Annotated in this window: 10 protein-coding genes; all 10 read left to right on the plus strand. The window is 33.9% G+C overall.

The features are described 5' to 3' along the window. Window positions 1-3: 3 nt before the first annotated feature. Window positions 4-1,137, plus strand: coding sequence for a non-hydrolyzing UDP-N-acetylglucosamine 2-epimerase (wecB, locus tag BLT57_RS10015; RefSeq protein ID WP_091425382.1), 1,134 nt, complete (start codon window positions 4-6; stop codon window positions 1,135-1,137). Between the two features lie 7 nt (window positions 1,138-1,144). Further along, window positions 1,145-2,383 carry a glycosyltransferase gene (locus BLT57_RS10020; RefSeq protein WP_157717167.1) on the plus strand — a complete coding sequence of 413 codons (1,239 nt, stop codon included), beginning with the start codon at window positions 1,145-1,147 and terminating at the stop codon, window positions 2,381-2,383. Window positions 2,384-2,424: 41 nt separating this feature from the next. After that, a complete protein-coding gene (locus BLT57_RS10025; protein WP_091425386.1) occupies window positions 2,425-3,573 on the plus strand; it encodes a glycosyltransferase in 1,149 nt (382 codons plus the stop codon). 4 nt (window positions 3,574-3,577) lie between these two features. Further along, on the plus strand, window positions 3,578-5,476 hold the full coding sequence (asnB, locus tag BLT57_RS10030) for an asparagine synthase (glutamine-hydrolyzing) (RefSeq protein WP_091425388.1): 1,899 nt from the start codon (window positions 3,578-3,580) through the stop codon (window positions 5,474-5,476). A 38-nt stretch (window positions 5,477-5,514) separates the two neighbouring features. Then, a complete protein-coding gene (locus BLT57_RS10035) occupies window positions 5,515-6,660 on the plus strand; it encodes a glycosyltransferase family 4 protein (protein WP_231928679.1) in 1,146 nt (381 codons plus the stop codon). Further along, the gene (locus BLT57_RS10040) at window positions 6,660-7,298 is read left to right on the plus strand and encodes a sugar transferase (RefSeq protein WP_091425391.1); all 639 of its coding nucleotides are present in this window, start codon (window positions 6,660-6,662) and stop codon (window positions 7,296-7,298) included. Before BLT57_RS10035 ends, BLT57_RS10040 begins: the two co-directional genes overlap by 1 nt. Beyond that, entirely contained in the window at window positions 7,288-8,310 is a 1,023-nt protein-coding gene (locus BLT57_RS10045) for an ATP-grasp domain-containing protein (RefSeq protein ID WP_091426745.1), read from the plus strand. The genes BLT57_RS10040 and BLT57_RS10045 overlap by 11 nt, the downstream gene beginning before the upstream one ends. Before the next feature lie 80 nt (window positions 8,311-8,390). After that, window positions 8,391-9,632, plus strand: a complete 1,242-nt coding sequence (locus BLT57_RS10050) for a GNAT family N-acetyltransferase (RefSeq protein ID WP_091425393.1) — start codon at window positions 8,391-8,393, stop codon at window positions 9,630-9,632. A 142-nt stretch (window positions 9,633-9,774) separates the two neighbouring features. Beyond that, a complete protein-coding gene (locus tag BLT57_RS10055) occupies window positions 9,775-10,653 on the plus strand; it encodes a cupin-like domain-containing protein (protein WP_091425394.1) in 879 nt (292 codons plus the stop codon). A 47-nt stretch (window positions 10,654-10,700) separates the two neighbouring features. Next, window positions 10,701-11,708 carry a polysaccharide deacetylase family protein gene (locus BLT57_RS10060; RefSeq protein WP_091425396.1) on the plus strand — a complete coding sequence of 336 codons (1,008 nt, stop codon included), beginning with the start codon at window positions 10,701-10,703 and terminating at the stop codon, window positions 11,706-11,708. The last annotated feature ends 6 nt before the right edge of the window (window positions 11,709-11,714 follow it).

The raw sequence follows: 11,714 nt of genomic DNA on the forward strand, positions 1-11,714 counted from the left end.
GTCATGAAAAAATTAAAAATTGTTACAGTAGTAGGTACACGACCTGAAATCATTAGACTATCGTGTGTGATTTTAGCTCTAGATAGAAATGAAGCCATAGATCATGTATTAATACATACAGGTCAGAACTATGATTATGAGCTTAATGAAATATTTTTTGATGATTTAGGACTTCGGAAACCAGACCACTTCCTGAATGCTGCAAAAGGATCTGCTATCGAAACTATTGGACAAATATTAATTAATATTGACCCCTTGCTAGAAAAAGAACATCCAGATGCTTTTCTTGTATTAGGTGACACTAATAGTTGTTTAGCAGCGATTAGCGCCAAGAAACGAAAAATTCCTGTTTTTCATATGGAAGCGGGAAATCGATGTTTTGATCAGCGTGTTCCAGAAGAAACCAACAGACGAATTGTAGATCACCTAGCCGATATTAATTTAACCTATAGCGATATTGCGCGAGAATACTTATTAAGAGAAGGGCTACCTGCTGACAGAGTCATTAAAACTGGAAGTCCCATGTTTGAGGTATTGCACAGATATTTGGATAAAATTAAAACATCAGATGTACTCAAGCGCTTGAATCTTGAAGACGGAAAATATTTCGTTGTCTCTGCACATAGAGAGGAAAACATTAACAGTGACACAAACTTTAATGCGCTTATAGAAAGCCTAAATACTATTGCTTATACGTATAAATTCCCAATAATCGTTTCAACACATCCGAGAACTCGAAATATGATAGATTCGAAAAAAATTAAGGTGCGTGATGAAATTGTATTCATGAAACCCTTAGGATTTAACGATTATAATGCATTGCAGCGTCATGCTTTTGCGGTACTTTCTGATAGTGGTACTATTTCTGAAGAATCATCAATTTTAAATTTCCCTGCGTTAAATATACGAGAAGCTCACGAACGCCCAGAGGCTATGGAAGAGGCTGCGGTTATGATGGTAGGTTTGAAATCTGAACGTATATTACAAGGTTTAGCGGCTTTAAAAGTTCAAAAAAGAAACCCTGAACGGAATTTTAGGATGGTTGCAGATTATTCTATGCCTAATGTAAGTGAAAAAGTAGTTCGAATCATGATCTCTTATATCGATTATGTCAATAGAGTGGTTTGGTCTAAATAATTAAAAGTTGAAGAAGGGTGTTTTTATATATAGTAATTTTGATTTCTCGGTAAAAAATGCTGGTGTAACACGAATGCTTTATTATGCACAAGCCTTGGCTAATAAAAACACAGCTGTCTATCTATTGACCTGTAGCGCTTCACCAATACATAAGAATACATTTAAAGAGATTCACCCCAATGTATTTATATTAAAAGATAATAACATCACACAAAGCTTTTTTGGTACTTTCAGATTTATAAAAAATATATTTAAATTTTCGAAAGCACGTGCTGAAGAACAGTCGTTCTTATTCTACCCATCTCCTCTTGTTTATCTAGAAATCATTGCGCTTTTCTATTTGAAGTTTTTAAAAAAATGTAATGTCTATTACGAACTCAACGAAATTAGAAAATACACGTCCACTTTTCATGAAAAAACAAGTATAAAGCGTCCAAAGTACTCCATTAAAAAAATCATCTATATTGCTGTTTTTTCGACTTTAGAATGGTTGCTGCCTCATTATGATGGACTCATATGTATTTCCACTGCCATTCAAACCTATGGTGATACATTTAACCGCTCTACAATTCGAATACCGATTTTAACAAATCCAGATTTAAAGAAAGAATTTTCTAGTGAAATTTATAGTCAAAAAGACGCATTTAATATAGGCTTCTCTGGTAGTATTCATCCAATAAAAGAGAACTTAACATCTTTTTTTAATGTGTTGGGAGAACTTAAGAAAAACGATTATCCCTTTGCGTTTAACCTCTGTGGGTACATAGATAAAGAACATCATCATTTACTCTTCGAACAAATTGCAAAAGAATTAAATATTTCGGAGCATATTAATTTTTATGGACATCTAAATGCAAAAGAGTTATCCACTTTTTTAAATCAGCAACAGTTATTAGTTATTCCAAGAGGATTTACGCTTCAAAATAATTATGGCTTTTCAACTAAACTGTCTGATTATCTTGATCATGGAAAGCCTGTTTTAGTAACTGATGTTAGTGATAATCATATGTTCATTAAAGATGGTGTCAATGGGTTTATTGTACCAACAGATGATAACAATAAAATGTATGATAAGCTAGTATACATAATGACTAACTACAATGCCATTTATGATGACATTCAGAAAAATGCCAATGAGACTTCTAGAAATAGCTTCTATTATGAAAATTATTCTAAGAGTCTTCGTGACTTTTTGTTTAAAGCTTCTTATGGCAGTCAACATGAAAAAAATGTTTCAAACGTATAATTAAGCAAATAAAGAAATCTATTCTATAGAAGGGTAAAAAAATGTCGCAAAAACCAAAACTCAGTATATTAACCATAGATTACGGTACAGGCGGTACAGAACGATTTATAAGTTTGCTCCTACCCGAACTCATTGCTGATTTTGAGGTGACTTTAGTTATTTTTTATAACTATGTGGACTATGAGATACCCAAAGAAGTCAATCTTATCATTTTAAAGCCTAATACCAAAAAGAAAAAGTCCTATCTGTTCAAGATTAAAAATTTTGCCTCTTTATTTTTTAAATATCGAAAATTCATTCAAACCGAACAGATAGACATATCATTCGCACTGTTACCTATTCCTAACATTATAAATAGTCTCATTCATATGAGTTTAAAAAATGTGCGAACGGTGATTAGTGAGCGCTGTTATCCGTCACTCATGTATCAGGGAATGCAACTCAAATTGGCGACATTAGTTTTCCCCATTTTTTATAATAAAAACGATGCCTTGTTTTCTAATTCTGAACATATCAACGCAGATTTAAAATCTAATTTTGGAGTTAAAATTCCGATGAACGTCATTTATAATCCCATTGATACGGATGATACATTAAAAGTTCATTCTAATGTTAAAAGTCAAATAGCACCATTAAAATTGGTTAGTACGGGCAGAATGTATAGTGCTAAAAACCAAAAATTGATACTTGAAGCTATAGGCTTATTAGATATTGGCGCTTTTGATTTGACCATCTTTGGAATAGGGCAATTGAGTGATACATTGACATCGCAAGCCAAGGCGTTACATTTAGAACCTTATTTTCATCAGCCCGGTAAAGTAAGTGATATAAAAGACCGTCTCATTCAGTATGATTGCTTTATTTTGTCTTCCAATACAGAAGGGTTTCCTAATGTATTATTAGAAGCGTTATCTGTAGGTTTGCCTGTCATTTCAACAAATTGTCTTTCTGGACCTCTAGAGATGCTGAATGATAATGAACCCATTGAGATCATAATGGGAACCTTCTTTAAAGCTAAATATGGAATTTTGGTTAATGTCAATGATGCTTTAGGATTATCTAAAGCTATTCAGTATTATTCAGATCATCCAGATGAGCGTCAAAAATATAGTAAGTTAGCTTTTGAAAGAGCTAAATCTTATAACATGTACAAAATCTATAATCAGGTTAGAGACTTGTTAATGAATTAATGATATGTGTGGAATTAACGGAATTATTACAACATCACAAGCTGACGAACAGCAACTAAAAAACAAACTGACTATGATGAATGATCTTATCATTCATCGTGGCCCAGATGATCATGGGACTTATATCAATACCTCTGAGAGTAGTTCAGTGGCTATGGGAATGAGACGCTTGTCTATTATTGATTTGCATTCTGGTCATCAACCGATGTATTCTGAAGATAAGAAAATTTCCATCGTATTTAATGGAGAAATTTACAACTTCAAAGTTCTTAAAGCCCAGCTTATTTCCGAAGGTGTCACCTTTCAAACCACAAGTGATACCGAGGTAATTATTAAATTATACCAGCAAAAAGGAACAGATGCATTTAAAGTGCTTGATGGGATGTACGGCTTAAGCATTCATGATCAAAACTTAAATAAAGTCTTTATCGCTAGAGATTATTTTGGTGAAAAGCCACTATACTACTACCATCAAAATGATGCGTTTTATTGGGCTTCAGAGTTAAAATCAATTATAAACGTCATAGACCATAAGCCTCAAATAGATAAAAAAGGGCTTAATTTATTTTTTAGATTAACCTATATCCCTGCGCCTTATACCATTTACGAGGGTATTTCTAAATTGGAGCCTAATAATTTTATGACCTTTGATGTAGTCAAGAATACCTTTTCTATAGATACTATTCACGACGACCCTAAAAAGGAACCCTCTTCGTTAAGTTTTAATGCCGCTAAAAAACAAGTGCATGATATGGTTTACAAAAGTGTCGAGAGCAGATCTATATCAGATGTTCCATTGGGAACATTCTTGTCTGGCGGCGTTGATTCTTCAATTGTGTCCTACTGCTTAGCTTATATGACAGATGCAAAGATTGATACCTTTTCTATTGGTTTTGAGAAGAAATCATTCGACGAAACCGATAAGTCTCAAGTAATCGCTAAGCTTATTAACAGTAATCATCATGAATATATTATCAGTGAAAATGACCTCAAACACGACATTGATAGCATCCTAAATAATTTCGACGAGCCTTTTGCAGATGATTCCTCGCTCCCAACCTATTTGCTCTCAAATCAAACAAAATCTCATGTAAAGGTAGCATTAACAGGAGATGGCGGAGACGAAATGTTTGGTGGTTATAACAAATATTACATCGGAAAACTCAATACAAAGTATACCAATATCATACCTAAAAGTGTGCATGGCATCATCAATACTTGGTCATCTAAACTCTTAAGTCGTAAAGATGATAGCAGAGGTTTTAAATACAAATTAAACAAACTGATAAAAGCGATAGACTATAGTGATGGTTATTATTGGGATATCATCTCTCTCGCCTTTAGTTCAGAGGACATCAATTCATTTTTAAATCAGGACTATCAAGACCATTCCATGTTTGATTATTTTAAATCTGTTTCTGGCATTGAAAACCCTAAAACATTAAACGATTTTAGACGTATTGACAAGCATGTGAGTCTTGAAGGTGATATGCTTGTTAAAGTAGACCGAACCAGCATGCTTAACTCCTTAGAGTGTCGGTCTCCATTTTTAAATCGTGAGTTGTATGAATTTTCGTTAACCTTGCCCGAAGACTATTTACTTCATAATTGGAGTAAAAAACATATTTTAAAGGAAGCATTTAAAACTAATTTCCCAAAAGGATTTCTCGAAAAGTCGAAACAAGGCTTTGGAGTCCCTGTGGGTGATTGGTTACGTGGTCATTTAAAAAAAGAATTAATATCATATATTGACAGTGCTTTCTTAGAACGTCAGCATATCTTTAATACTACTGACATTAAAACACTTGTTGAAGCTCACTTGTCTGGAAAGCAGGACAATTCATTTAAAGTATGGACATTTTTCTGCTTTCAAAAATGGTATTCAAATACCTATTTAAACTAAATAATTCCTCACTTTTGTAGCATCAAGCAATACCTATTTTGAAAAAACTGATACGCATAACCACGGTACCTTCATCACTTAGAACATTACTAAGAGGTCAATCCCGTTTTATGAGTTCATATTTTGAAGTGATTGGTGTATCAGGTGATGGAGAGGCATTGGCTGAAGTGAGACAAAATGAAGGTATTAAGACGCACGTTATAGAGATGACACGCTCTATTACACCTTTCAAAGATTTGAAGGCGACATACAAACTGTATCGGTTTTTTAAAACCGAAAAGCCTTTTATTGTGCATACGCATACGCCAAAAGCTGGAACACTTGGCATGTTAGCCGCCAAACTTGCTAAGGTTCCACATCGTTTGCATACCATAGCTGGTTTACCCCTTCTTGAAACTTCTGGCTTAAAACGAACTCTCTTAGATTGGGTAGAAAAATTCACCTATAGCTGTGCGACTAAAATTTTGCCAAATTCCTTCGGTCTTGAGCAGATTATCATAGATCATAAGTATACCAATCGTGATAAACTCTTTGTTATTGGAAATGGAAGCTCAAATGGCATTGATTCTGCCCATTATGATGCCGCTCATGTTTCCGAAGAACAACAAACACAATTAAAGCACGTGCTGGGTATTACTGATACGGATACTGTTTTTATATTCATTGGAAGAATTGTAAAAGACAAGGGTCTCAATGAATTAGTTCATGCTTTTAATCGCTTGTCACAACAACAGCAGCATTGTAAATTACTATTAGTCGGTCCGAGAGAAAATCATTTGGATCCGCTCTTACCCGAAACGGAACAATTAATTGAAGCTAATCCTGCTATTTTGGCTGTAGGCGTTCAAAAAGATATTAGGCCTTATGTGGCTATATCACATGTGCTCACTTTTCCTAGTTATCGTGAAGGGTTTCCAAATGTGGTGTTACAATGTAGCTGTATGGAACTGCCTTGCATCGTTTCTGATATAAATGGCTGTAATGAGGTGATTGAAAACAATGTAAACGGATTAATCATTCCTGTAAAAAATGAATTAGCTTTGGAGCGTGCTATGCAGTACATGATTGATCATCCTGAAAAGAGGAACAGCATGATACAACACACACGGTCTCGTATTTTAGAACGTTATGAGCAACAGTTTGTTTGGAATGAAATTCTGAAATTTTATAAAAGTTTAGACTAATGTCTGTTTATAAACACATTATAAAACCATGTTTTGATGTCCTCGCGGCATCTATAGGCTTTTTATTACTTTTTCCAATCTTTGCAACGACTTGGTTTGTATTAATGATTACGAATAAGGGCAAAGCTTTTTTTTATCAGGCGCGTCCGGGTAAAAACGAGCGCATTTTTAAAATCATTAAGTTTAAGACTATGAATGACAACACTGATGCGAATGGCCTGCTGTTAGAGCCTTCAGAACGATTAACGAAAGTAGGTGTTTTTGTTCGTAAATACTCCTTAGATGAAATCCCACAACTACTCAATGTCATTAAAGGTGACATGAGTCTTATTGGTCCCAGACCTTTATTAATACGCTATTTGCCACGATATAATGCTATTCAAAAACAACGTCATGATATCAAACCTGGCATAACGGGATGGGCTCAAGTTAATGGTAGAAATGCCATTTCGTGGGAACAAAAATTTGAATTTGATGTGTGGTATGTAAAACACATGTCATTCTTTTTAGATTTAAAAATACTGTTTAAAACCGTGTATAAGGTGTTTAAAAAAGATGGTATTTATAGTGTAGATAACGATATTGTACCCGATTTTACAGGGACACAAACTAATGAAAACACAAGCCATGGCAATTAATATACTTTTTACTTGCGCCGGACGTCGCAATTATCTGATTAATTATTTTAAAGACGCCTTAAAAGGTGAGGGAAAAATAGTGGCTGCCGATATGAGTCTTACCGCTCCGGCCATGGTAGATGCCGATTTGAGTATTCTCGTCCCTCCTATTTACCACAAGAATTATATAGATGAGCTAAAAAAAATTATCGTTGAACATCGTATTACTGCAGTGATTTCCTTGAATGATTTAGAGCTGCCTATTCTTTCTGCTCATAAAGCAGAACTAGAAACTACAGGTGCTAAGGTTATTATCTCCAATGAAAAGGTAATTGATATTGCGTTTGACAAAGTTCAAACCTTTAATTTTCTTAACCAAATTGGACTGCAAACACCACAAACCTATACAAGTATAGCACCTGTTTTGAAGGCCATCAGCGATGGAAAACTTAGTTATCCTTTAGTCGTAAAACCACGTTGGGGTAGCGCGTCTATTGGCATAGATTTTCCAGAAACGGAAGATGAACTAAAGCTTGCATTTCAATTGCAACATCTTAGGCTTAAAAAATCTATCTTAAAAACGGCAAGTTCACATGATATTGACAACGCCATTCTTATTCAAGAAAAACTAAATGGTAAAGAGTTTGGAATGGATATACTTAACGATTTTGAAGGGCATTATTACGGCACCTTTGTACGGGAGAAACTAAATATGCGATCTGGTGAAACTGATAAAGCCATCTCGGTTATTGATGAACGTTTTGAAGCTATTGGTAAAACCATTGCATCACATTTAAAACATATTGGGAGTCTAGATTGTGATGTGTTTATAGCAAACGATCAACTTTACGTATTAGAGTTAAATCCAAGATTTGGAGGCGGTTACCCCTTTTCACATGAAGCAGGAATTAATACAGCGGCTATTTATATTGAATGGTTGAAAGGGCAACATAATGTCGATCAATTTAATAATTATCAATCTGGAATTCAATTTTCTAAGTGCGATCGTATGCTGCGAATTATCACCAGATAAATTACTTCTATATCTTGTTTGTTAATAAGATTACGCTTAATTTTGAGCTTCATTTTTAAAAGTACTGCCGAACGCATTCAATGAAAAACAATCCGTTTACATCTGAGATTTTTAATTCTGTTTGGCTTAAGCATTTTAATCATTCAAAACCTTCTTACACCTTTGATTTTATTCAAAATGTCGCGTTCTACAAAAGAGCTTTCTTGCCTTTATACATTAATATAGGCAAGAATCTTACTAAAGGTATCTATTACAATCTAGTAGCGCAACAAAATGATTTCAAGGGAAAAGCATTTTTAATATATGATGTTCCCGATTATTTCAATGTGAATGAACATACGGCTCTGGTCAGTAAAAACCTAGGACTCAAAAAAATCTATCAATATAAAGGGTATTTGATGGACTTGACTAATTTTGCTACTGCCGAAGATTATCGGAAAGAACAATTCAAAAAAAAGAACAAGCGCTACATTAGATGGTCTCATATCAAGCGCCTTGAAACGTGTTTTGATATTACAGACGAATTCGTTTTTGGGGAGGTGAGCGATGAGAAATACGAGTTTATTTTTAATCATTTTTATCGTTTATTAAGTGCTAGATTTGAAGAAAAAAACACCGATTATCACCATCTGCATAGCAATAAATGGCAGTTTTACAAAGATTTGATTTTACCTTTAATACGTTCAAAACAAGCATCGTTTTTAGTCATCTACAACGAAGGTATTCCCATTGGGATAAATCTTAATTACCACGGTGAAGGCACTTTATTTAAAGCAATCACTGTATTTGATACCGATTACTATAAGTTTAGTATCGGGAAGCTCTCTGTACTAAAACTATTAGATTGGTGCTATGAGCACGACTACTCCTTTTCAGACTTTTCAAAAGGATATTTTGATTACAAGGAGATATGGAGTAATACTCAGTACGATTTTAATTACCATTTATTATATGATAAATCTTCGATTATAGCTACAGTAATTGCCAATACCATTGCCGCCACATTTAATTTCAAATCGTATCTAAGAAAAAACAATATCAATCATATATATCGGAAAATTATATTTAAATTTAAGGGTGCCAAACAGTCACAAAAAAGCCTTAGTCAATTGAAGATTGAAACGCTTTCAGAATTTAAGCCATCTGAAGACTTTGACATCATTACTAATAAAGACGAGGAATATCGTTATTTGACAAAACATGTGAATAGTTTTTTGTTTTCTAATCCAGAACATTATAGCAATATAAGCGTTTTTAAAAACCTGAAAACGAATGTGATAATCATAAAAGGCACATCAAAAGCTATTCAATTAAGTTTTTAAAATTCTAGAATTAAATCCCCACAAATTAAAAGTAAAGTCGTTAACAAAGTACTTTAACTAAAAAACAATACCTATTATCTAAATTATTGATAATGTGGTTTTGTATGTTTTATTAAAGTTTAATTTAGAACAAAATTTAGTCATGCACAATACAATTATATCCTACGTACAAGACATCTTAAACCATCCTTTAGAAGAAATTGAAACTATAGAAACAATTTCACATAAAGATTTTCATAATACCTATACTAAAAACAACACCCCAATTGTCATGACTAAGATGATTGATGATTGGCCTGCGATGAAAAAATGGAATTTAGATTATTTTGAGACTATTGGTAAGGACAAGCAAGCCTATATTTCTAAAGGAAATATCAGACAAGGCGATACAGCCTGGGAATTTGGTAATTTTTTAAGTTATATTCAAGAAATAAAAGACTCTCAGACAAACAATTCAGACGCCTACTTGTCAAACCTGTCCATACAAAAGCTTTTTCCAGAAGTCATGGATGATGTAGACTTTTCATTGATTTCAGATTTTAAAAAATACAACTCCACATCATTTTGGATTGGTTCTCCTGGCACCATAACAGGTTGGCATACCGATAGACTTAATGATAATATTTTAGCCCAAGTATACGGCAAAAAACTTGTGTTTTTAGTATCACCAAAAGACAATGCAAAAATGCCTTTAAGCGATAAATACGAACCCGGATCAAAGCTCTGTGCTGTATCTATGGAAGAGTTTGACGAGGCAAAGCATAAGGTATTTAAAGATGCCCATGTGAAATACACCGTCTTAGAACCGGGCAGAACATTATTTATTCCTAAAAATTGGTGGCATTGTGTTTACGGTATCGACATCTCTATAAGCTCAAATAACTTTGGGCATACTGCAGTTGATCATTTTAGAATGAAATCTGTAGAACGGGTTAAAAGAAGTTTACACAGTCTTGGCCTTTATGGTAAAAACTGTGTTTGTCATTACTATGACGACAACGGTAAAAGACAAAAACGATAAACCATCACTGTCTAATATCCTATATTAAAAATAAAAGCACCTAAATCGTGAACGGACACTTCGTTATATCATTAGATTATGAGATTCATTGGGGAGTTTTTGACAAAAAAACTGTTGAAGACTATAAAGAAAACCTCTCAAATGTTGGAAAAGTTGTTGACCGGCTTCTAGCATTAAGTGATCAATATGGTGTGAAACTCACCTTCTCCACTGTTGGAATGTTATTTGCTGAAAACAAGCAAGATTTGATATCCCATTTCCCAGAACAGAAACCCTCATATCTCAATGAAAAATTTAGTCCGTATCCTATTGTTCCTAATATTGGCAATAGCGAAGCCGATGATCCGTTTCATTATGCCTTATCTGGGATTCGAAAAATCAAAGACAATGGTAATCATGAACTAGGCACACACACCTTCTGTCATTTTTATTGTCATGAGCATGGTCAAACCGCAGAGCAGTTTGATGCCGATATTAAAGCCGCTAAAGCAATAGCAAAAACTCAAGGCATTACTATTAAAAGTATTGTATTTCCTCGTAATATGATTGAAGCAAACAAAGCCATTGACAAACCGTATTTAGATGTTTGTGAAAAGCATAGCATCACATCATTTCGCGGGAAAGAAAAAGCATATATTTATAATATTCACACCACAAAATCATATCACGGTTGGTATGTTTTTAAACTCTTAAGGCTTTTAGATACTTATGTAAATATTACAGGTTCTAATACCTACAAGGTTGAGAATATTAACAAAGGTCGAACTATCTATAATTTACCTTCTAGCCGCATGCTGAGGGCATTTAGTAACAAACTAAAGTTTTTAGAACCCCTTAAAATTCGTCGTATAACAAAGGCTATGACACGCGCCGCAAAAAGGAATGAAATGTTTCATCTATGGTGGCATCCTCATAATTTTGGTGCTCAAATGGATGAGAATTTCAACAATTTAGAAACTATTTTTAAAACCTACCGGGATCTCAACAAAAGCTATGGCTTTCAAAGTGAGACGATGACAGGTCTTACAAATAAAATAAAAACGGTTATTAACTAAATTATT

The sequence above is a fragment of the Formosa sp. Hel1_31_208 genome, assembly GCF_900104785.1.
Taxonomy (GTDB): domain Bacteria; phylum Bacteroidota; class Bacteroidia; order Flavobacteriales; family Flavobacteriaceae; genus Psychroserpens.

Coding starts and splice junctions, on each gene's coding strand:
- wecB (WP_091425382.1), top strand. CDS start 4: ATGAAAAAATTAAAAATTGTTACAGTAGTAGGTACACGACCTGAAATC.
- BLT57_RS10025 (WP_091425386.1), top strand. CDS start 2,425: ATGTCGCAAAAACCAAAACTCAGTATATTAACCATAGATTACGGTACA.
- asnB (WP_091425388.1), top strand. CDS start 3,578: ATGTGTGGAATTAACGGAATTATTACAACATCACAAGCTGACGAACAG.
- BLT57_RS10040 (WP_091425391.1), top strand. CDS start 6,660: ATGTCTGTTTATAAACACATTATAAAACCATGTTTTGATGTCCTCGCG.
- BLT57_RS10045 (WP_091426745.1), top strand. CDS start 7,288: ATGGCAATTAATATACTTTTTACTTGCGCCGGACGTCGCAATTATCTG.
- BLT57_RS10050 (WP_091425393.1), top strand. CDS start 8,391: ATGAAAAACAATCCGTTTACATCTGAGATTTTTAATTCTGTTTGGCTT.
- BLT57_RS10055 (WP_091425394.1), top strand. CDS start 9,775: ATGCACAATACAATTATATCCTACGTACAAGACATCTTAAACCATCCT.